Source organism: Pseudomonas sp. 3296, from assembly GCF_031456615.1.
GTDB classification, from domain to species: domain Bacteria; phylum Pseudomonadota; class Gammaproteobacteria; order Pseudomonadales; family Pseudomonadaceae; genus Aquipseudomonas; species Aquipseudomonas mucoides.
Genome location: NZ_JAVDUY010000003.1, coordinates 152,035 through 171,783 on the forward strand (window position 1 = coordinate 152,035; position 19,749 = coordinate 171,783).

Consider the following 19,749-nt stretch of genomic DNA (forward strand, 5'->3'; position numbering starts at 1 on the left):
CATGACTGACCCGATTCGTCTCTCCAAACGCCTCATCGAACTCGTCGGCTGTTCCCGTCGGGAGGCTGAGCTGTTCATCGAGGGCGGCTGGGTGACCGTGGACGGTGAAGTCATCGACGAGCCGCAATTCAAGGTCGGCACGCAAAAAGTCGAACTCGACCCCGAGGCCAAGGCCACTGCACCAGAGCCGGTGACTATCCTGTTGAACGTGCCCGTGGGCATGGACGCGGACACCGCCATGACCACCCTGAGCGCCGAGACGCTGAGCGAAGAACACCGCTTCAGCAAACGTCCGCTCAAGGGCCACTTCCTGCGTCTGACCGCCAGCACCGACCTGCAGGCCAACGCCAGCGGTTTGCTGGTGTTCACCCAGGACTGGAAGATTCTGCGCAAACTCACTGCCGATGCCAGCAAGATCGAGCAAGAGTATGTGGTCGAGGTTGAAGGCGACATGGTGGCTCACGGCCTCAACCGCCTGAACCACGGCCTGACGTACAAGGGCAAGGAACTGCCGGCGGTCAAGGCCAGCTGGCAGAACGAGAACCGCCTGCGCTTTGCGATGAAGAACCCGCAACCGGGCGTGATCGCCCTGTTTTGCCAGGCCGTCGGCCTGAAAGTCGTCGCCATCCGCCGCATCCGCATCGGCGGCGTGTCCATCGGCAAAGTGCCGTTGGGGCAATGGCGCTACTTGTCCGGCAAAGAGAAGTTCTAAGGCTTCTCCCGCCGCCACACATTCCGGTGCCGCTGTTTGCTGCGGCGCCCACTGCTGAATATCAGGATTGCACACCATGATTCATAACGACGTATTGCGCAGCGTTCGCTACATGCTGGACATCAGCGACAAGAAGGTCATCGAGATCATCAAGCTCGGAGGCATGGACGTGTCCATGGAAGACCTGCTGACTTACCTCGACAAGAAAGAAGAAGACGAAGAAGGTTTCGTCCGTTGCCCGGATGAAGTCATGGCGCACTTCCTCGATGGCCTGGTGATCTTCAAGCGCGGCAAGGACGAAAGCCGTCCACCGCAGCCGATCGAAGTGCCGGTGACCAACAACATCATCCTGAAAAAGCTGCGCGTGGCCTTCGAACTGAAAGAAGACGACATGCACGCGATCCTCAAGGCTGCCGAGTTCCCGGTGTCCAAGCCTGAGCTGAGCGCGCTGTTCCGCAAGTTCGGCCACACCAACTACCGCACCTGTGGCGACCAGTTGCTGCGCAACTTCCTCAAAGGCCTGACCCTGCGCGTTCGCCCGCAGTAAGCGCCTCATCCCCTTGCAGGAGCACAGCTTGCTGGCGATAGCGATCTTCAAAACGCCATCGCCAGCAACCCGTGCTCCTACAGAAGCGGACGCAGGCTGGGCCGAATGGCCCCTCATTCCTCGCAAAAATAGTGGCTCCGCTGACGGCGGCTGACGACTAGGGTGTACTGACCCTCAACGCTCAGGATTCGCCATGCACCCGTACTTTTCCCTGCAAGGCCGCACCGCACTGGTGACCGGCGGCACCCGTGGTATCGGCAAAATGATCGCCAAGGCTTATGTCGAAGCCGGCGCAACCGTTTACGTCTGCGCCCGGGATGCTGAAGCCTGCCGGCAAACGGCTGACGAGTTGAGCGCATTCGGGCGCTGTCAGGGTGTGGCAGCTAACCTGGCCACCGAAGAAGGCGTGCTTCAACTGGCGACGCGCCTGGGCGAGCAGATCACTCATCTGGATATTCTTGTGAACAACGCCGGCACCACCTGGGGTGCTCCGCTGGAGAGCTACCCGGTCAAGGGCTGGGAAAAGGTCATGCAACTCAACGTGACCTCGGTGTTCAACTGCATTCAGCAGTTTTTACCTCTTTTGCGCAAAGCTGGCTCCGAAGCCAATCCGGCGCGGATCATCAACATCGGCTCGGTGGCCGGGATTTCGTCCTTTGGTGAGCAGGCGTATGCCTACGGGCCAAGTAAAGCCGCCCTACATCAATTGTCGCGGATTCTGGCCCGGGAACTGGTGAGCCAGCACATCAACGTCAACGTGATTGCGCCGGGGCGTTTCCCGAGCAAGATGACCCAGCACATTGGCAATGATGAACAGGCGTTGGCGGAGGATACGGCGCTGATTCCGATGAAGCGTTGGGGCCGGGAGGAAGAGATGGCGGCGCTGGCGATCAGTCTGGCGAGTACGGCGGGGGCGTATATGACCGGGAATATTATTCCTTTGGATGGTGGGTTCAGTCTCTGAGATTGGCGGTGCGGCCATCGCGGGCAAGCCACGCTCCCACCGTTGGAATGCATTCCCCTGCGGGAGCGTGGCTTGCCCGCGATGACGGACTGACAGGCACCACCGATCCTGTGGCCGCTCGGGTTATCATGCCCGTCCTGACCCCGCCTCGACCCCAGACCATGACCTACAGCGTTTCCCCCATCGGCTTCGTGCGCTCCTGCTTCAAGGAGAAGTTCGCCATCCCGCGCCAACCGCAACTGGCCCCGGCCGCTCGCGGTGTACTGGAGTTGGTCGCGCCATTCGATCAGGGCGATGCGGTGCAAGGCCTGGAACAGGTCAGTCACGTCTGGTTGCTGTTCCTGTTCCATCAGGCCCTGGAAGAAAAACCCCGTTTGAAGGTCCGCCCGCCTCGTCTGGGCGGCAACAAATCCATGGGCGTATTCGCCACCCGCGCCACGCACCGCCCCAATGGCATCGGTCAATCCGTGGTCAAGCTGGACAAGGTCGAAGCCAACCGCCTGTGGATATCCGGTATCGACTTGCTCGACGGCACGCCGATTCTCGACATCAAACCCTACGTGCCTTACGCCGACATCATCGACAGCGCCTACAACAGCATCGCCAGCGCCGCGCCGCAGCTGATTCCCGTGCAGTGGACGGATGTCGCGCTGCAACAGGCTCATGGCCATGCTCAGCGCCTTGAAGAGCCCTTGGTGGCGTTGATCGAGCAATGCCTGGCACAAGACCCACGCCCGGCGTACCAGATTCCTACACCGGAGCGGGAATACGGCGCACAGTTCTGGGACCTGGACGTGCGTTGGCATTATCCCGAGGCCGGAGTGATCCGCGTCCTCGAAGTCATCCCAGTCTCAAATCTGTAGGAGCCGAGCTTGCTCGCGATGGCAATCTCCAGGACGCCATCGCCGGCAAGCCGTGCTCCTACAGACAATAAAAAGCCCCCATTGCCTGTGTAGGCAATGGGGGCTTTTCAGTGATGCGTTTGCTTACTTCTCGACGAACGCTCGCTCGATCAGGTAATCACCCGGCTCGCGCATTCGCGGCGACACTTTCAGGCCGAAGCTGTTCAGCACTTCGCTGGTCTCGTCGAGCATGCTCGGGCTGCCGCACAGCATGGCGCGGTCGTCCTGCGGGTTGATCGGTGGCAGGCCGATGTCGCTGAACAACTTACCGCTGCGCATCAGGTCGGTCAGGCGACCTTCGTTCTCGAACGGCTCGCGGGTCACGGTCGGGTAGTAGATCAACTTGTCACGCAGGGCATCGCCGAAGAATTCGTTCTGCGGCAGGTGCTCGGTGATGAATTCGCGGTAAGCGACTTCGTTGACGTAACGTACGCCGTGGCACAGGATCACTTTTTCGAAACGCTCGTAGGTTTCCGGGTCCTGGATGACGCTCATGAACGGCGCCAGACCGGTACCGGTGCTGAGCAGGTACAAATGTTTGCCAGGTTTCAAGTCATCCAGCACCAGGGTGCCGGTAGGCTTTTTGCTGATGATGATCTCGTCGCCTTCCTTCAGGTGCTGCAACTGGGAAGTCAGCGGGCCATCAGGCACCTTGATGCTGAAAAACTCGAGATGCTCTTCCCAGTTCGGGCTGGCAATCGAGTAAGCGCGCATAAGCGGGCGGCCGTTGGGCTGTTGCAGGCCGATCATCACGAACTGACCGTTCTCGAAGCGCAGACCCGGATCGCGGGTGCACTTGAAGCTGAACAGAGTGTCGTTCCAGTGATGAACACTGAGGACACGCTCGTGGTTCATGTTGCTCATGTACGTGGGACTCCTGGAGATTTTGCCTGCGCCGATGATGTGCGCAATTGCATCGCATTCTAAAGGCAGAGACAATATCTGTTAAATGGATTATTAAGATAAGGGTTATCGGTTATATCGATATGCGATTTACTCTCCGTCAACTTCAAGTGTTCGTCGCCGTCGCCCAGCAGGAAAGCGTATCCCGTGCTGCGGGCCTGCTCAACCTTTCGCAATCGGCGGCGAGCACCTCGATCACCGAACTGGAGCGCCAGTCCAGCTGCCAGCTGTTCGACCGCGCTGGCAAACGGTTGAGCCTTAACGCCCTCGGCAAACAGCTGCTGCCCCAAGCCGTGGCCCTGCTCGATCAGTCCAAGGAAATCGAAGACCTGCTCAACGGCAAGTCCGGTTTCGGCTCATTGGCGGTCGGTGCGACCCTGACCATCGGCAACTATCTGGCCACCTTGCTGATCGGCAGCTTCATGCAGCGCCATCCGGAAAGCCAGGTGAAGCTGCACGTGCAGAACACTGCCAATATCGTGCAACAAGTCGCCCACTACGAAATTGATCTGGGTCTGATTGAAGGCGACTGCAGCCATCCGGACATCGAAGTGCAAAGCTGGGTCGAGGATGAACTGGTGGTGTTCTGCGCACCGCAGCATCCATTGGCCAAACGCGGCATCGCGACCATGGAGGAGCTGAGTCAGGAAGCATGGATATTGCGCGAGCAAGGCTCTGGCACGCGGCTGACCTTCGACCAGGCGATGCGTCACCATCGCAGCTCGCTGAATATCCGGCTCGAACTGGAACACACCGAAGCGATCAAGCGCGCAGTGGAATCGGGATTGGGGATTGGGTGTATCTCACGGCTGGCACTGCGCGATGCGTTCCGTCGTGGCAGCCTGGTTCCCGTGGAAACACCGGACCTGGACCTGGCGCGACAGTTCTACTTCATCTGGCACAAACAGAAATATCAGACATCGGCGATGCGCGAGTTCCTCGACCTGTGCCGCGCTTTCACCGCAGGGGTTCAGCGCAGCGACGAGATCGTTCTGCCGAATATCGCTTAAAGCAGAATCACCGCCCAGACCAGCGCGATCATACTCAGCGCCACGAATTGAGCTGCGCTGCCCATGTCCTTGGCGTTCTTGGACAGCGGGTGCAATTCCAGGGAAATGCGATCGATGGCCGCTTCCACCGCTGAGTTCAGCAACTCGACGATCAGCGCCAACAGGCAGACGGCAATCAGCAGCGCCTGCTCGACACGGCTGACGTTCAAGAAGAACGACAGCGGAATCAGGATGACGTTGAGCAACACCAGTTGGCGAAAGGCCGCTTCGCCGGTGAAGGCTGCGCGCAGGCCATCCAGCGAATAGCCGGAGGCATTGAGGATACGCTTGAGGCCGGTTTGGCCTTTGAAAGGTGACATAGAGTGGGCAACTGACCAGATAGGAATGGGAACGCTAGATCAAGCAAAGTCAAAATAGCGTGAACATGGAGCTGTTTAGTGGCTTGGAATTGACTCAAGTTGTTGCAAGAGTAGTGCAGCCTGGGTCCGGGTCCGCACATTCAGCTTGCGGAAGATCGCCGTGACATGGGCTTTGATCGTTGCTTCCGAGACACTCAGCTCGTAAGCAATCTGTTTGTTCAGCAAACCTTCACAGACCATGGTCAACACTCGGAACTGTTGGGGTGTCAGGCTCGCAAGGCCTTCGCTGGCGGCCTTGGCTTCCTCGGAAACGTTGACCGCTTCAAACGCTTGCGGCGGCCAGAATACGTCGCCGTCCAGTACGGCACGCACGGCTTTCTGGATCACGCTCAGGTCGCTGGATTTTGGAATGAACCCACTGGCGCCGAACTCACGGGACTTGACCATGATCGACGCTTCTTCCTGCGCGGACACCATCACCACCGGAATTTGCGGGTACTGACCGCGCAACAGCACGAGCCCAGAAAAACCGTAGGCGCCGGGCATGTTCAAGTCCAGCAGCACCAGATCCCAATCGGACTTTTCATCCAGGCGGGCTTCCAGCTCGGCAATGCTCGCCACTTCCACCAGACGAACATCCGGGCCCAGGCCCAGAGTCACGGCCTGATGCAGCGCGCTTCGAAACAGCGGGTGATCATCGGCAATCAGGATTTCGTATGTGGCCATTTTTCAAATGATCCTGTTTTTCAAACGACTCAAGGCACAGCCACGGAGCGGCACCAATGGGGCACGTTCAACGCCAATAACAGCTGAAAACGGCGTATCAAACCTGGCCGCGCCCCAATCGGCGCCAAGCATGCCCAGCGAAGACTGGGTGGTCAAGGTGCATGGGCAGTACAGTTCTTTGCAGTATGGGCGACAATCAGCAGATGGCTGGGGCCGAGTTTTGCACGAAGGGCATCAGTTCGGCATGAGCGGGCGTGGCGACGTTCATGTCCAGTTGTCGTTTCGCGTCCAGGTAATGCTGGCTGAACACGTCGAAATAAGCGTCCAGCGCCGAGGCCGCTACGGTATCCCCGGCCAGATCGAGGCACAGCGCAGCCACTTCGGCGGTGCATAAATGCTCGCTGCGGGTCGACCTGCGCAATCGGTATCGAGACAGCTTCTCGGGCAACAGGCTGAGGATCGGCAAGCGGTCAAAGTAAGGGCTTTTGCGGAAAATCTTCCGGGCTTCTGTCCAGGTGGCGTCCAGCAGAATAAACAGCGGACGCTTCGAACTGTCCATGTCGACCGTGTTGGTGACACGCTCAGGCTCAACGTACTCCCCCGGAAACACCAGATAGGGCTGCCACTGCGGGTCGGCCAGCAACGCCAGCAATTGCTCATCAACCTCGGTGCGCGACCAGATAAACGCATGGTTGTCGCGTACCACGTCGGCAATCAGCCAACCGGTGTTGCTCGGTTTGAACACTTCCTTGTTGGTCATGATCAGGCACACACCGGAGCGCGCCTCGACTTGCGGGCGCCAGGCGCACAGACAATGACTCTCGATGACGCGGCAGGAACGGCAACGCGGCGCCCTCCAGCCTCGGGCCTGAATCGGCTTGATCCCCTCTTCTTCTCGAGAATCGCGCAAGCGGGCCACGGCGTTGGCAGCAAAGGGCGGAATGGCAGGGTTCATCGCAGGCAGCGCCGGCAGAAGGAGGAAATCGACACGAAAAGCACTCGGCAGGGCAAAAAGTGCTGCCAGTTTATCAGAGCAGCCGGCGCAAGCCTGTACCGTCCGGAGCGCGTCCCCTATAATTCGCCGCCACTGAACGCACAGTCATGTGACGGGTCGAAGCACCAGTCACTGAACCAGGAGAGTTTCATGCTGCGCCTTATCGTTCCCACCGCTGCCATTCTGCTGGCGTCGTCCTTCAGCGCTCAGGCTGCGTCCTTGAAAGACACAGAACTGAACAAAATGCTGCAAAACGTAGCCGCCCAAAGCAGCGTCGGCACGCCACGGGCGATCAACGAAGATATTCTCGATCAGGGTTATACCGTTGAAGGCACCGAGCTGATCAACCACCTCAGCGTCCAGAGCAGCCACGCTGACAAGATGCGCGCCGACCCCAAGGCTGTTTACTTCCAGCTGGGTTCTACCGTGTGCAACAACCCGGGCTTTCGCAAGCTGATGGCCAAGGGCGCGACCATGCGCTACGAGTTCACCGAAGTTAAAACCAACCGTCCGGTGGCCAGCGAGCGCTTCAAGGAGTCGGATTGCCTGCAACCGGCGGCCAAGAAGAAAAAGTAATCACCCGGATTTGGCGCGCCGTTGTTCATCCTCGGCGCGCAATTCTGCCAGCAACGCCTGCAAGTAATGTGACCGTCGCTCAGTTCCCTCCAGACGTCGGCAACACTCCTCCTCGAGACTCACATGATGGGTCTCGGCTGATAACTTGAGCAATCGATACAGTCGCGTATCGATCTCCAGAATCACTCTGGCCATAACATCCCGCCTCCCTGCTCCTCGCCCTGCCTGAGCGAAAAATCCTTCAACTTATAGAACCGCGCCCTGCCTTTGACGCAAAGTTGTCGTGTCGCATCTGTAGCTTAGTAAATCAGAGCGCCGGACACTCGGCGTGCGTTCAGACGAGCGGTGAAATCACCTTGCAAATCGTCAATAAGCGGTTGCCAGGAAACACTTTGCGGCGCAATGATCAAGCCAGCGTAAATCTCTGCGAGGGTCTAGATTCATAGTGATCCCATTCACTTTTCCGGGCTGGAAAGGGGCCGCCCGCGACGCATCTTGTTGTGCCAATTGTGCGAATGTTTCCCGCTTCAAGGAAAACACAGCCTGTATGGAAGGAGAAATTGATGCCTTACCAACCGAATGACCTGCTAAGCCGTCATTTTGAAGAAAGCGGCCACGACCTCACCAGCAAGGTCGAAGAACAACTCAACCTGGTGTCACCCAACAGCCCCAACATCCCCATCTACCGCGACATGATCCTGACCGTGCTGCGCATGGCCCAGGAAGATCACAACCGCTGGAATGCCAAAATTACCCTTCAAACCCTGCGCGAACTGGAGCACGCCTTCCGTGTACTCGAGCAGTTCCGCGGCCGGCGTAAAGTCACCGTGTTTGGCTCGGCCCGAACACCGATCGAACACCCGCTGTATGGTCAGGCCCGAGAACTGGGCGCCGCTCTGGCGCGCTCGGACCTGATGGTCATCACCGGCGCTGGCGGCGGCATCATGGCAGCGGCGCACGAGGGGGCCGGCAGGGAGCATAGCCTGGGCTTCAACATCACCCTGCCCTTCGAACAACATGCCAACCCCACGGTGCAAGGCACCGCCAACCTGCTGCCCTTCCACTTCTTTTTCACCCGCAAGCTGTTCTTCGTCAAGGAAGCGGATGCGCTGGTCCTGTGTCCAGGCGGTTTCGGCACCCTGGATGAGGCGCTGGAAGTACTGACGCTGATTCAGACCGGCAAAAGCCCATTGGTGCCGGTGGTATTACTGGACGCGCCGGGCGGTAAGTTCTGGCAAGGCGCGCTGGACTTCATTCACCATCAACTGGAGGAAAACCGCTACATCCTGCCGACCGACATGAAGCTTGTGAGCCTTGTCTACAGCGCTGAAGAAGCGGTGGAACAGATCAACCAGTTCTACAGCAACTTCCACTCCAGCCGCTGGCTCAAGCATCAGTTTGTGATTCGCATGAACCACACCCTCAGTGAGCAAGCGCTTGACCACATGCAGGAAGCATTTGCCGACCTGTGCCTGAGCGATCGCTTCCATCAGCACGCCTACAGCGGTGAAGAACACGATGAAGCGCAGTTCAGCCACCTGGCGCGATTGGCCTTCAACTTCAACGCGCGTGATCATGGTCGCCTGCGTGAACTGGTGGACTACATCAACCTGCCAGGAAACTGGGCGCAATCTAACCCCCAAACGCAGCAGCGCACGCGCAAACCCTCCAAAGTTATGTGAGGCAAAAAAAATGGCCCGCTATCGAAATAGCGGGCCATTTTTATCAATCATCCATTCCCCGGCCACTGAACAAGCGGCTGATCATCTCCATGGCGTATCCCCGATAACTCAGGAAGCGGCCTTGCTTGGCACGCTCCCGAGCATCTATCGGCAGATGCCCGGAAAATTTACGCCGCCAGGTATCCTCCAACTGCTCCTGCCAGTTGATACCGCTCTCGCGCAACGCGAGTTCGATATCGGCCCGTTGCAGACCGCGCTGGCCAAGCTCCTCGCGAATACGCAAAGGGCCATAACCGGAGCGGGCGCGGTAAGAAACAAAGCTTTCGAGGTAACGGGATTCGGACAGCAGGCCCTCTTCCGTCAAGCGGTCGAGTGCTATGTCGATCATTTCAGGGAGGGCGCCTCGCTGACGCAGTTTACGCGTCAGCTCGACTCGACCGTGCTCGCGTCGTGCGAGCAGGTCCATTGCGGTTCGCCGCACCGCGACGAGTGTATCGAGTACGGCGGTCATCGGATCAATCAGATATCAGCGTCAGCCAGGTCATCAGCCGTCTCTTTGACTGGCGATGCTTTGACGTCCGGCGCGGGGGTCAGCAACTTGTCACGCAGTTGCTTCTCGAGCTTGGCGGCGATTTCCGGATTGTCTGCCAGGAACTTGGCCGAGTTGGCTTTACCCTGACCGATCTTGGTGCCTTCATAGGCATACCAGGCGCCGGATTTCTCAACGAAACCGTGCAGAACACCCAGGTCGATCATTTCGCCATTGAGGTAGATGCCTTTGCCGTAAAGAATCTGGAACTCGGCCTGACGGAACGGCGAAGCCACTTTGTTCTTCACGACCTTGACGCGGGTTTCACTACCGACGACTTCATCACCTTCTTTCACCGCGCCAGTACGACGGATGTCCAGACGAACCGACGCGTAGAACTTCAGCGCGTTACCACCGGTGGTGGTTTCCGGACTGCCGAACATCACGCCGATTTTCATACGGATCTGGTTGATGAAGATCACCAGGCAGTTGGCGTTCTTGATGTTACCGGTGATTTTACGCAGCGCCTGGGACATCAGTCGGGCTTGCAGGCCGACGTGCATGTCGCCCATTTCGCCTTCGATTTCTGCCTTTGGCACCAGAGCGGCCACGGAGTCGACGATGATCACGTCAACGGCGTTGGAACGCACCAGCATGTCGGTGATTTCCAGGGCCTGCTCGCCGGTGTCCGGCTGCGAAACCAGCAGGTCGTCAACGTTGACGCCCAGTTTGCCGGCGTACTCAGGATCAAGGGCGTGCTCAGCATCGACGAATGCGCAGGTCGCGCCGGCTTTTTGAGCCTGGGCAATCACGGACAGTGTCAGTGTGGTTTTACCGGAGGATTCAGGACCGTAGATTTCAACGATACGGCCTTTTGGCAGGCCGCCAATACCGAGCGCGATGTCCAGACCCAGAGAGCCAGTGGAGATAGCCGGGATCGCCTGACGGTCCTGATCGCCCATACGCATTACGGCACCCTTGCCGAATTGACGTTCGATCTGACCCAGGGCCGCAGCCAAGGCTTTCTTCTTGTTGTCGTCCATTAAAGTCCTCACGTAATCAATAAGGCCTGACGGCCAACACCTGTATAAGTAGCCAGTATTATTCCACAGCGATTCAGGATCGCCTACCCCTGATTTGAGATTTCTGTGGCAGCATGGCGCAGCAGCCCCTCTAGCGCGGCCTTCACCGTTTGTCGGCGGACTTCGTCGCGGTTGCCAGGGAAGTGCTGCACCTCGCTGAACACCTGCTCACCGACGCCCCAGGCCAGCCAGACCGTGCCCACCGGCTTGCTCGCGGAACCACCATCCGGCCCCGCCACACCGCTGACCGCCACGGCAAAATGCGCCCGGCTCTTTTTCTGGGCGCCGCGAACCATTGCCTCGACCACCTCGCGACTGACCGCCCCCACCGTCGTAAACAACTCGACCGGCACGTTCAATTGCTGGGTTTTCTGTCGATTGGAGTAAGTGACATAGCCAGCCTCGAACCACGCCGAACTTCCCGGAATACGGGTGATCGCCTCGCTGATCCCCCCGCCCGTGCAAGATTCGGCGGCCGTGACATGGGCATTGAGCACCTGCAAGCGCCTGCCCAGTTCAGCGGCCAGTTGGGTGATTTCTTTCACGGTCATCTCCTGAGCGAACGGAAGCGGAATGAGAACTACCGTACACGAGCGTATCGCGCTTGCAAGGCGCAGGATCAATCAAAATGTGAGGGCGCAAGGGCTCTGATATAGGCCTGACAAGCCTGCAAGGCAGTCAGTCCAAGGCCCCCGGTGTCGGTGATGGCGACCATTCGTTGAGCATGCGCCGGGGCAAGTTCCGCCAATAACCCACCAGAGATCAGACCAAAGGCTGGCATAGCACCGCCCTCGCCCGCGCCCAGAGTTGCAGACGATCCTCAAGGCCGTTCAGCCCGCCATTGATGCGACGAGTGATGCTGTTGAACTGGTCGTGATCGGCGAGTTCGTTAAGGCCGTTCTGCGCCCAGTACCAGGCGGCAGATTCGGTGGCCCATTGGGGTTTTTCCAGCAGCGCTGGAATAAACAGCAAGCGATCGTCACCAAACAGTCCAAGACTGCATTGGCGGTAGTTGTCGCAGCCGGTGATCTGGATCAGGCCTCGGCCGCAGTACTTTTGACCGTCGCCGTCTGGCGCGGGTGTGTTGCCCAAGCGAGCAGCCAAGGCACCGGTGTCGTATTTGCTCGAATATTGGTCAGTGCCGAGTTCACGCACGTATTGCAGTTGCCCGGACTCATGGCCGACTTGCGCGAGGAAGGCAGCGATGCGTTTTGGGGTGTTGATGTTGAATCGAATCATGGCTGTATTGAGGGCTGAAATGAAAACGCCCGCTTGGGAGCGGGCGTTGGGCATGATTTTTAGCAGTTGCCCATCGGTTAGCGGCATAAAAGGTCCTCGGTCAATAAACCGTTTATGGTGAGTTTGAATGAACGGCACTGGCCGTGGGAGACCTGCGTCCTTGCAGGCCGGATGCCGGTCGGCACCACTGTTCGCCAATCCATTGGTCTTGAGTTTCAGCGATCCTGATGGGTGTCACGCGGGGGCACATCGCACACGTCAATGCGCTTCGCAGCCCAACGCTCATAAAGCCCGATGGACACGTCGGCCCCAGCCATTGCTGTCAGGCAGCCAAAGGCGCAGGCCGCCCAGATCGACACACCGGCGGCATACAGCAGCATGATGGCCGAGACCCCACAGACCATGCAGGCCCCGGACCGCAAGGCCAGGCGTCGCAGCAGTGACCAGCCGCGAGCGCCGTCCTTGTCGGCGCGCCACATTTCGCCGGACACCCCGCCCACCAGGGCAAGGACGATGACGAGCCAGATCGGCATGTCCAGCAACGCTAGTTGATCGTTTGTCATGTCACGCCTCCGGGAGTGATTGATGAGTGGTTCTTTAAGCGGTGTTTTCTTGAGGTGCCTGATGGAAGGTAGGCATTCCAAAAAGCCCGGCATCGTTGCGGGCTTTTCAGTAATGCGGTCCTGCGTTGACCTTTCGGCGCTACTGGCGCGGTACGAGTCCATTCATATTGTTTTTCCGACCGCGGTCCCTGCCCGCCGGATAACTGCTTTTGGTGCTTTACGCTGCACACCCGGGTCAGTTGCCAACCCTCTGAACCGTTGAGGCCGGTTCATCGCTGCCTTTGTGGTGGAACTAAAGAACTTCGTTTCGAGCTGCTTTGTTGAGCGGCTTGAGACAAAGAATATGCATGGATGCATATACAGTCAATGCACAAATGCATTTATTTATACATTGAGAATGCATTGGCGCATGAAAGCCCCACGAACAAAGGCTCAGGCGGTTTTTGACCGGCGGAAAAAAACCCGCGCGATGGCGGGTTTATCTGTAGGTGGCGAGGTTAACGGGCGTACATGCCCCACCAGAAGACGTGACCGAGGATGACAATCTGCTCTTCCTGGATTTCCTGGAAGGTGTAGTCCTCGTCCGGGTGCTCATCGCGATTGAAGCTGCGCAGGCGAATACCGGTCGGCAGGCGATAGAGCTGCTTCACTCGCAATTGGCCGTTATGGTTGATCGCATAAAGGTCGCCATCGACGATGTCGCCAATCCCGCACTTGCCGGCGTTCACGCCAACGGTGGCGCCATCGCGCAGCACCGGCAACATGCTGTTGCCGCGCACCGTCACGCATTTTGCCTGGTCGAACTGCACCCCATTGTGGCGCAAGCTGCGCTTGCCGAAGCGTAGGCTAGAGCGCTCGCTCTCTTCGATGACGAATCTTCCTGATCCAGCAGCCAATTCAACCTCGCGAAGAAAGGGGACCGACACCTCGTCGTCATCGACGGGGGTATCGTCGTCCCACAGACTTATGTCCTTGAGTTCGGAATGCACTTCATTGCGCGCAGTTTGGGCGGCGGGCGCGACATCGGCGCGGCCACGCAACTGATCGGTGCTCACGGCGAAGTACTCGGCGATCTTGGAGATGTGTTTATCCGACGGATCGACGATCTTCCCGCTGAGGATCCGCGAGAGTGTGGATTGAGGCACGCCGGTGCGACGGTGAAGCTCCGTGGGGGAGATCCCGTGTTGATCGAGCAATGCTCTTAAGACGGTAGAAACGTTGCGTTTTTGCATAACGTGCATAGTGCTTGTTCTTTTCGCCGAAGACAAATGCTGTTTTGCATATATCGTGCATATCCGGCGAAAATGTGCCACAGGGCTTTCATGCCTGCGTCGGGCAGACCGCCCATGGTAATCTTGCGCCCATCGCGGAAAAGCCGGGCCAATGCCCCTCCTTTTGCCCTACACCTTTCAACGAGTTTTCCTGAATTTCCGATGAATAAAGCCATCTCCGATCTGTCTTCCCACACGCCGATGATGCAGCAGTACTGGCGCCTGAAGAACCAGCACCCCGACCAATTGATGTTCTACCGCATGGGCGACTTCTACGAGATCTTCTACGAAGACGCGAAGAAGGCCGCCAAATTACTGGACATCACCCTGACTGCTCGTGGGCAGTCGGCGGGGCAAGCGATTCCGATGTGTGGGATTCCTTACCACGCCGCGGAAGGTTACCTGGCGAAACTGGTCAAGCTCGGCGAGTCGGTGGTGATTTGCGAGCAGGTCGGTGATCCGGCGACCAGCAAAGGGCCGGTGGATCGTCAGGTGGTGCGGATCATCACGCCGGGTACGGTCAGTGATGAAGCGCTGCTGGATGAGCGTCGGGACAACCTGATCGCGGCGGTGCTGGGTGACGAGCGACTGTTCGGCCTGGCCGTGCTGGACATCACCAGCGGCAATTTCACGGTGCTGGAAATCAAGGGCTGGGAGAACCTGCTGGCAGAGCTGGAGCGGGTCAATCCGGTCGAGCTGATGATCCCGGACGATTGGCCAAAGGACCTGCCGGCGGAAAAACGTCGAGGGGTGCGTCGCCGCGCGCCGTGGGATTTTGAGCGCGACTCGGCGCTGAAAAGTCTGTGCCAACAGTTCTCTACCCAGGACCTTAAAGGCTTTGGATGCGAGAACCTGACCCTGGCCATCGGCGCCGCCGGTTGCCTGCTCAGCTACGCCAAGGAAACCCAGCGCACCGCCCTGCCGCATTTGCGCAGCCTGCGTCATGAACGCCTGGACGACACCGTGGTACTGGACGGCGCGAGCCGTCGCAACCTGGAACTGGACACCAACCTGGCCGGTGGTCGCGACAACACCCTGCAATCGGTGGTCGATCGCTGCCAGACCGCCATGGGCAGCCGCTTGCTGACCCGTTGGTTGAACCGTCCGCTGCGGGATTTGACCGTGTTGCTGGCGCGTCAGACCTCGATCACGTGCCTGCTCGACGGCTACCGCTTCGAGAAACTGCAACCGCAACTCAAGGAAATCGGCGACATCGAGCGGATTCTGGCGCGGATCGGTCTGCGTAATGCACGCCCTCGCGACCTCGCCCGTCTGCGCGATGCACTGGGCGCGTTGCCAGAGCTGCAAGTGGCGATGACTGAGCTGGAAGCGCCGCACATCATTCAACTGGCAAAGACCACCAGCACCTATCCGGAACTGGCGGCGCTGCTGGAAAAAGCCATCATCGACAACCCGCCTGCGGTGATCCGTGACGGCGGCGTGTTGAAGACCGGTTACGACAGCGAACTCGACGATCTGCAATCGCTCAGCGAAAACGCCGGGCAGTTCCTGATCGATCTGGAAGCACGCGAGAAAGCCCGCACCGGTCTGTCGCACCTGAAAGTCGGTTACAACCGCATTCACGGCTACTTCATTGAGTTGCCGAGCAAACAGGCCGAGTCAGCGCCGGCCGACTACATCCGCCGCCAGACGTTGAAAGGTGCCGAGCGTTTCATTACCCCGGAACTCAAGGCGTTCGAGGACAAGGCCCTATCGGCCAAGAGCCGTGCCCTGGCCCGCGAGAAAATGCTTTACGAAGCGCTGCTCGAAGACCTGATCGCCCAATTGCCGCCACTGCAGGACACCGCTGCGGCGCTGGCCGAGCTGGACGTGCTGAGCAACCTCGCCGAACGCGCGCTGAACCTCGACCTGAATTGCCCGCGTTTCGTCGACGAGCCCTGCATGCGCATCACCCAGGGGCGTCACCCGGTGGTCGAGCAAGTGCTGAGCACGCCGTTCGTGGCCAACGACCTGAGCCTCGACGACAACACGCGCATGCTGGTAATCACCGGTCCGAACATGGGCGGTAAATCCACCTACATGCGTCAGACCGCGTTGATCGTGTTGCTCGCGCACATCGGCAGCTTCGTGCCGGCGGCCAGTTGCGAACTGTCCTTGGTGGACCGGATTTTCACCCGGATCGGTTCCAGCGATGACCTCGCGGGGGGTCGTTCGACCTTCATGGTTGAAATGAGCGAAACCGCGAACATTTTGCACAACGCCACCGAACGCAGCCTGGTGCTGATGGACGAAGTCGGTCGCGGCACCAGCACCTTCGACGGTTTGTCCCTGGCTTGGGCGGCTGCCGAGCGGCTGGCCCATCTGCGCGCTTACACCCTGTTTGCCACCCACTATTTTGAGCTGACGGTGCTACCGGAGGCTCAACCGCTGGTGGCCAACGTTCACCTCAATGCCACCGAGCACAACGAACGCATCGTGTTCCTCCACCACGTGTTGCCCGGGCCTGCCAGCCAGAGTTACGGCCTGGCCGTCGCGCAACTGGCCGGCGTGCCGAACGAAGTGATTGTGCGTGCTCGCGAGCACTTGGGTCGCCTGGAAGCCACCGCCCTGCCCCATGAAATGCCTGTGCCTGCCAAGGGCAAACCGGCCGCGCCGCAGCAAAGCGACATGTTCGCCAGCCTGCCGCACCCGGTGCTGGATGAATTGACCAAGCTCAATCTGGATGACATGACGCCGCGCCGTGCGCTCGAAATGCTCTATACACTAAAGAACCGGATCTAACGCACTTGCCTGCAAGCTGTTAGAATCTCGCGCGGTTTGGGATGCTGCTGGCTAATAGCCTGGCCAGCAGATTATCGCTCCCGAACCTGGCGACCCCAACGTGAAGGGGCTCCGCTGCCGCCGCCTGAGGAGAAAATTAGAAATGACCTTCGTCGTCACCGACAACTGCATCAAGTGCAAGTACACCGACTGCGTAGAAGTGTGTCCGGTGGACTGCTTTTACGAAGGCCCGAACTTCCTGGTGATTCACCCGGATGAGTGCATCGACTGCGCACTGTGCGAACCAGAATGCCCTGCCGTGGCCATCTTCTCCGAAGATGAAGTGCCAACAGAAATGCAGGAGTTCATTCAGTTGAACGTTGAACTGGCCGAAATCTGGCCGAACATCACTGAGAAGAAAGACTCGATGCCTGACGCAGAAGCGTTTGATCGTGTCATCAACAAGTCTGTAGGCCCCAAGCTCAAAGACCTCGAACGCTGATTCCCCCGCGTTCCCGAAAAGGCCCCTAGCGGGCCTTTTTGCTTTTCTACGGGCAAAAAAAGGGGCGGTTTGACCCGCCCACATTTTTTCCCTATTCCCTGTATTCCTTCTCATCGTCCTGATGAACCGCTTCCTGCGATGTCCGTTCCCCTCTTCCTTGAAGGGCGTGTCTGTCCGTCGACACAGTTCAGATACTAGAGGGTTCCCTGCCACGTGCAATGGACCGGGATCGTCAAAAACGTTTGTCATATGCTCTTAACAAAAACAAATATCCATATAAATCCTAAAGATAGGAATGCGCGCTTAGGAATATGGACGAGTACTGCCTTTTAAAAATAACGAACACTTACGAAAGAGTAAGCAAAGACTTACAGCGCAAGACTACAAACCTGCGGCAATCCCCGCCCATCTTGCAGGCAATAAAAAACCCCGAGTCAGTCGGGGTTTTTTACTGGCGGTTGAGCCGATCGCTTATTGAAACAGCGACTCGCTCGACAGGCCGTTTTTCTCGAGAATCTCCCGAAGACGCTTCAGGCCCTCGACCTGAATCTGTCTGACCCGTTCCCGGGTCAGGCCAATCTCCAGGCCTACGTCTTCAAGCGTGCTGCTCTCGTGACCGCGCAAGCCGAAGCGACGTACCACCACTTCGCGTTGCTTGTCGGTCAGCTCCGACAGCCATTGATCGATGCTTTGGGACAGATCATCGTCCTGCAGCAGCTCACAAGGGTCAGTTGGACGGTCATCAGTCAGGGTGTCCAGCAGGGTTTTATCCGAATCCGGACCCAGCGAGACGTCGACCGAAGAAACCCGCTCGTTCAAGCCGAGCATGCGCTTGACCTCGCCCACTGGTTTTTCCAGCAGGTTGGCGATTTCTTCGGGTGAGGGTTCGTGATCGAGTTTTTGCGTCAGCTCCCGTGCGGCCCGCAAGTACACGTTCAGCTCTTTGACCACATGGATCGGCAACCGGATAGTCCGGGTCTGATTCATGATCGCGCGCTCGATGGTCTGACGAATCCACCAGGTTGCGTAGGTCGAAAAGCGGAAACCGCGTTCGGGGTCGAACTTCTCCACTGCCCGGATCAGGCCGAGGTTGCCCTCTTCGATCAGGTCCAGCAGCGACAGCCCACGATTGACGTAACGCCGGGCGATTTTAACCACCAGCCGCAGGTTGCTTTCAATCATGCGCTTGCGCCCGGCCGGATCGCCACTTTGCGACAAGCGCGCAAAATGAACTTCTTCTTCCGGGGAGAGCAATGGGGAAAAGCCGATTTCATTGAGATACAGCTGCGTCGCATCAAGTGCCCGCGTGTAATCAATGTACTTGTGCTGTTTTAACGAAGCGGAGTGTTTGGATTTAGCACGAACGGAAGGTGGAGCTACCCCTTCATCATTCGACATCGAATCCGTGGCGATGCCGGTCTCCATCAGGAGAACCTCATCGTCGATGTCAAACTCCGGCACTTCTTTACTGAGAGCCATTGTTATAGTCCTTTGGTGAGTTCGACCTCAAGCTCAAGCGGCGCCTTTATCCTTGGCAACGCTGGAGCCTGTTCCCTCTACGTGACGGAACAGGCTGGCTAACAAATCAACGACGTGGCAGGAATTGCAGCGGATCTACAGGTTTACCTTGGCGGCGAATCTCAAAATGCAGTTTCACCCGGTCTGTACCCGTTGACCCCATTTCGGCAATTGTCTGTCCGACTTTGACCTGCTGCCCCTCCCGTACCAACAGCCTGCGGTTATGTCCGTAGGCACTGACGTAGGTTTCGCTGTGTTTGATGATGACTAATTCGCCGTAGCCCCTTAAGCCACTCCCGGCGTATACCACCGTCCCATCAGACGCAGCTAAAACAGGCTGTCCCAAATCTCCGGCGATATCAATTCCTTTATTCAAACTACCGTTTGAGGAGAATTTTCCAATCAGAATGCCATTAGATGGCCATCCCCAGCCGGTCGGGGCCGGGCCGGCTGGCGGCAACGGAGCCGGTGCAGGTTTGTTGGCGACGGACGGTGCAACCACCGTAGTACTGGTGGTTGCGCCATTCGGCTGGCGCCGGATTACCGTGGTTTTCAGCGACGATGAAGGCGCTGAATCGGTCGTACTGGCAACCGCTGTCGGCGTTGATCCGGTGCGACCATCGAAGCGAATTATCTGACCTGGATGGATCGTATAGGGCGTAGGAATGTTGTTCCGTGCTGCGAGGGCTTTGTAGTCCCAACCGTAGCGAAAAGCGATCGAGAACAGGGTGTCTTTTGGTCGAACGACATACTGGCCCGTCGTCGTTGTCGGACGCTGGGGGGCCGCGTTGTTGCGATCGACGACGCCGACATTACTCGATTTGGTGCTGGAGCAACCGACCAGCAAGGTGCTCAAGACAAGGCCAGTCACCAGGCGCTGAAAGCTCGTTGTACTCATACGCTGCGCAATGACTGTGAGACTCACCCGCCGCTCCCTTTGTGGTGGCTG

At 58.4% G+C, this 19,749-nt stretch carries 22 protein-coding genes and 1 pseudogene; 9 read left to right on the plus strand and 14 right to left on the minus strand.

Features of this window, described 5'->3' with window-relative positions; all coding sequences use genetic code 11:
* The first annotated feature begins 1 nt into the window (after position 1).
* From J2X66_RS08955 to tsaA, 4 genes are all read left to right on the plus strand, one after another.
* Entirely contained in the window at positions 2-712 is a 711-nt protein-coding gene (locus J2X66_RS08955) for an rRNA pseudouridine synthase (protein ID WP_310263300.1), read from the plus strand.
* Positions 713-788: 76 nt separating this feature from the next.
* The gene (locus tag J2X66_RS08960) at positions 789-1,259 is read left to right on the plus strand and encodes a DUF1456 family protein (RefSeq protein WP_008010137.1); all 471 of its coding nucleotides are present in this window, start codon (positions 789-791) and stop codon (positions 1,257-1,259) included.
* A 193-nt stretch (positions 1,260-1,452) separates the two neighbouring features.
* Positions 1,453-2,223: an SDR family oxidoreductase gene (locus J2X66_RS08965; protein WP_310263303.1), complete on the plus strand. Its 771-nt coding sequence runs from the start codon at positions 1,453-1,455 to the stop codon at positions 2,221-2,223.
* Positions 2,224-2,384: 161 nt separating this feature from the next.
* Positions 2,385-3,086, plus strand: a complete 702-nt coding sequence (gene tsaA, locus J2X66_RS08970; RefSeq protein ID WP_310263305.1) for a tRNA (N6-threonylcarbamoyladenosine(37)-N6)-methyltransferase TrmO — start codon at positions 2,385-2,387, stop codon at positions 3,084-3,086.
* A 123-nt stretch (positions 3,087-3,209) separates the two neighbouring features.
* Here tsaA and fpr read toward each other — a convergent pair whose 3' ends face one another.
* Positions 3,210-3,989, minus strand: coding sequence for a ferredoxin-NADP reductase (gene fpr / locus J2X66_RS08975; RefSeq protein WP_008054100.1), 780 nt, complete (start codon positions 3,987-3,989; stop codon positions 3,210-3,212).
* A gap of 122 nt (positions 3,990-4,111) precedes the next feature.
* Here fpr and J2X66_RS08980 point away from each other — a divergent pair, with 122 nt between their 5' ends.
* Complete coding sequence (locus J2X66_RS08980) at positions 4,112-5,038, plus strand: LysR family transcriptional regulator (protein WP_140666297.1); 927 nt, start codon at positions 4,112-4,114, stop codon at positions 5,036-5,038.
* Here the strand turns inward: J2X66_RS08980 and J2X66_RS08985 are convergent.
* The 3 genes from J2X66_RS08985 to J2X66_RS08995 form a co-directional block, all read right to left on the minus strand.
* Positions 5,035-5,397: a diacylglycerol kinase gene (locus J2X66_RS08985; protein ID WP_008010143.1), complete on the minus strand. Its 363-nt coding sequence runs from the start codon at positions 5,395-5,397 to the stop codon at positions 5,035-5,037. The two genes, J2X66_RS08980 and J2X66_RS08985, sit on opposite strands and share 4 nt — an antisense overlap.
* Positions 5,398-5,472: 75 nt before the next feature.
* Positions 5,473-6,123, minus strand: coding sequence for a response regulator transcription factor ErdR (erdR, locus tag J2X66_RS08990; RefSeq protein ID WP_027925010.1), 651 nt, complete (start codon positions 6,121-6,123; stop codon positions 5,473-5,475).
* A 196-nt stretch (positions 6,124-6,319) separates the two neighbouring features.
* Positions 6,320-7,078 (minus strand): tRNA-uridine aminocarboxypropyltransferase, encoded by a 759-nt coding sequence (locus J2X66_RS08995; RefSeq protein ID WP_310263310.1) that lies wholly within the window; start codon positions 7,076-7,078, stop codon positions 6,320-6,322.
* Positions 7,079-7,267: 189 nt separating this feature from the next.
* Between J2X66_RS08995 and J2X66_RS09000 the strand changes: the two genes are divergently transcribed.
* Positions 7,268-7,693 carry a PA3611 family quorum-sensing-regulated virulence factor gene (locus J2X66_RS09000; protein ID WP_027925008.1) on the plus strand — a complete coding sequence of 142 codons (426 nt, stop codon included), beginning with the start codon at positions 7,268-7,270 and terminating at the stop codon, positions 7,691-7,693.
* On the opposite strand, the gene J2X66_RS09005 is transcribed toward J2X66_RS09000, so the two are convergent.
* Positions 7,694-7,888, minus strand: a complete 195-nt coding sequence (locus J2X66_RS09005; protein ID WP_310263313.1) for a hypothetical protein — start codon at positions 7,886-7,888, stop codon at positions 7,694-7,696.
* A 368-nt stretch (positions 7,889-8,256) separates the two neighbouring features.
* Here J2X66_RS09005 and J2X66_RS09010 point away from each other — a divergent pair, with 368 nt between their 5' ends.
* Positions 8,257-9,375, plus strand: coding sequence for a TIGR00730 family Rossman fold protein (locus J2X66_RS09010; RefSeq protein ID WP_310263315.1), 1,119 nt, complete (start codon positions 8,257-8,259; stop codon positions 9,373-9,375).
* 43 nt (positions 9,376-9,418) lie between these two features.
* On the opposite strand, the gene recX is transcribed toward J2X66_RS09010, so the two are convergent.
* From recX to J2X66_RS09045, 7 genes and pseudogenes are all read right to left on the minus strand, one after another.
* Positions 9,419-9,886 carry a recombination regulator RecX gene (gene recX, locus J2X66_RS09015; protein WP_310263317.1) on the minus strand — a complete coding sequence of 156 codons (468 nt, stop codon included), beginning with the start codon at positions 9,884-9,886 and terminating at the stop codon, positions 9,419-9,421.
* Between the two features lie 8 nt (positions 9,887-9,894).
* Positions 9,895-10,947: a recombinase RecA gene (gene recA, locus J2X66_RS09020; RefSeq protein WP_007907270.1), complete on the minus strand. Its 1,053-nt coding sequence runs from the start codon at positions 10,945-10,947 to the stop codon at positions 9,895-9,897.
* Between the two features lie 83 nt (positions 10,948-11,030).
* Positions 11,031-11,531: a CinA family protein gene (locus tag J2X66_RS09025; protein WP_310263319.1), complete on the minus strand. Its 501-nt coding sequence runs from the start codon at positions 11,529-11,531 to the stop codon at positions 11,031-11,033.
* 74 nt (positions 11,532-11,605) lie between these two features.
* A pseudogene (locus J2X66_RS09030) lies at positions 11,606-11,731 on the minus strand (lysis protein); the annotation flags it as partial.
* Between the two features lie 17 nt (positions 11,732-11,748).
* Positions 11,749-12,312 carry a glycoside hydrolase family 19 protein gene (locus J2X66_RS09035; RefSeq protein ID WP_310263321.1) on the minus strand — a complete coding sequence of 188 codons (564 nt, stop codon included), beginning with the start codon at positions 12,310-12,312 and terminating at the stop codon, positions 11,749-11,751.
* A gap of 128 nt (positions 12,313-12,440) precedes the next feature.
* Positions 12,441-12,788 (minus strand): phage holin family protein, encoded by a 348-nt coding sequence (locus J2X66_RS09040; RefSeq protein WP_310263323.1) that lies wholly within the window; start codon positions 12,786-12,788, stop codon positions 12,441-12,443.
* 497 nt (positions 12,789-13,285) lie between these two features.
* Positions 13,286-14,020 carry a S24 family peptidase gene (locus tag J2X66_RS09045; protein ID WP_310264164.1) on the minus strand — a complete coding sequence of 245 codons (735 nt, stop codon included), beginning with the start codon at positions 14,018-14,020 and terminating at the stop codon, positions 13,286-13,288.
* A gap of 213 nt (positions 14,021-14,233) precedes the next feature.
* Between J2X66_RS09045 and mutS the strand changes: the two genes are divergently transcribed.
* Together mutS and fdxA are read left to right on the plus strand one after the other, a co-directional pair.
* On the plus strand, positions 14,234-16,801 hold the full coding sequence (gene mutS / locus J2X66_RS09050; protein ID WP_310264167.1) for a DNA mismatch repair protein MutS: 2,568 nt from the start codon (positions 14,234-14,236) through the stop codon (positions 16,799-16,801).
* Between the two features lie 142 nt (positions 16,802-16,943).
* Positions 16,944-17,282: a ferredoxin FdxA gene (gene fdxA, locus J2X66_RS09055; protein ID WP_310263325.1), complete on the plus strand. Its 339-nt coding sequence runs from the start codon at positions 16,944-16,946 to the stop codon at positions 17,280-17,282.
* A 471-nt stretch (positions 17,283-17,753) separates the two neighbouring features.
* Here the strand turns inward: fdxA and rpoS are convergent, their stop codons facing one another.
* On the minus strand, positions 17,754-18,761 hold the full coding sequence (gene rpoS / locus J2X66_RS09060) for an RNA polymerase sigma factor RpoS (RefSeq protein WP_310263327.1): 1,008 nt from the start codon (positions 18,759-18,761) through the stop codon (positions 17,754-17,756).
* A 106-nt stretch (positions 18,762-18,867) separates the two neighbouring features.
* The gene (locus tag J2X66_RS09065) at positions 18,868-19,725 is read right to left on the minus strand and encodes a peptidoglycan DD-metalloendopeptidase family protein (RefSeq protein WP_310263329.1); all 858 of its coding nucleotides are present in this window, start codon (positions 19,723-19,725) and stop codon (positions 18,868-18,870) included.
* Between the last annotated feature and the right edge of the window lie 24 nt (positions 19,726-19,749).

Coding starts and splice junctions, on each gene's coding strand:
- J2X66_RS08955 (WP_310263300.1), top strand. CDS start 2: ATGACTGACCCGATTCGTCTCTCCAAACGCCTCATCGAACTCGTCGGC.
- J2X66_RS08960 (WP_008010137.1), top strand. CDS start 789: ATGATTCATAACGACGTATTGCGCAGCGTTCGCTACATGCTGGACATC.
- J2X66_RS08965 (WP_310263303.1), top strand. CDS start 1,453: ATGCACCCGTACTTTTCCCTGCAAGGCCGCACCGCACTGGTGACCGGC.
- tsaA (WP_310263305.1), top strand. CDS start 2,385: ATGACCTACAGCGTTTCCCCCATCGGCTTCGTGCGCTCCTGCTTCAAG.
- fpr (WP_008054100.1), bottom strand. CDS start 3,989: ATGAGCAACATGAACCACGAGCGTGTCCTCAGTGTTCATCACTGGAAC.
- J2X66_RS08980 (WP_140666297.1), top strand. CDS start 4,112: ATGCGATTTACTCTCCGTCAACTTCAAGTGTTCGTCGCCGTCGCCCAG.
- J2X66_RS08985 (WP_008010143.1), bottom strand. CDS start 5,397: ATGTCACCTTTCAAAGGCCAAACCGGCCTCAAGCGTATCCTCAATGCC.
- erdR (WP_027925010.1), bottom strand. CDS start 6,123: ATGGCCACATACGAAATCCTGATTGCCGATGATCACCCGCTGTTTCGA.
- J2X66_RS08995 (WP_310263310.1), bottom strand. CDS start 7,078: ATGAACCCTGCCATTCCGCCCTTTGCTGCCAACGCCGTGGCCCGCTTG.
- J2X66_RS09000 (WP_027925008.1), top strand. CDS start 7,268: ATGCTGCGCCTTATCGTTCCCACCGCTGCCATTCTGCTGGCGTCGTCC.
- J2X66_RS09005 (WP_310263313.1), bottom strand. CDS start 7,888: ATGGCCAGAGTGATTCTGGAGATCGATACGCGACTGTATCGATTGCTC.
- J2X66_RS09010 (WP_310263315.1), top strand. CDS start 8,257: ATGCCTTACCAACCGAATGACCTGCTAAGCCGTCATTTTGAAGAAAGC.
- recX (WP_310263317.1), bottom strand. CDS start 9,886: ATGACCGCCGTACTCGATACACTCGTCGCGGTGCGGCGAACCGCAATG.
- recA (WP_007907270.1), bottom strand. CDS start 10,947: ATGGACGACAACAAGAAGAAAGCCTTGGCTGCGGCCCTGGGTCAGATC.
- J2X66_RS09035 (WP_310263321.1), bottom strand. CDS start 12,312: ATGCCGCTAACCGATGGGCAACTGCTAAAAATCATGCCCAACGCCCGC.
- J2X66_RS09040 (WP_310263323.1), bottom strand. CDS start 12,788: ATGACAAACGATCAACTAGCGTTGCTGGACATGCCGATCTGGCTCGTC.
- J2X66_RS09045 (WP_310264164.1), bottom strand. CDS start 14,020: ATGCAAAAACGCAACGTTTCTACCGTCTTAAGAGCATTGCTCGATCAA.
- fdxA (WP_310263325.1), top strand. CDS start 16,944: ATGACCTTCGTCGTCACCGACAACTGCATCAAGTGCAAGTACACCGAC.
- rpoS (WP_310263327.1), bottom strand. CDS start 18,761: ATGGCTCTCAGTAAAGAAGTGCCGGAGTTTGACATCGACGATGAGGTT.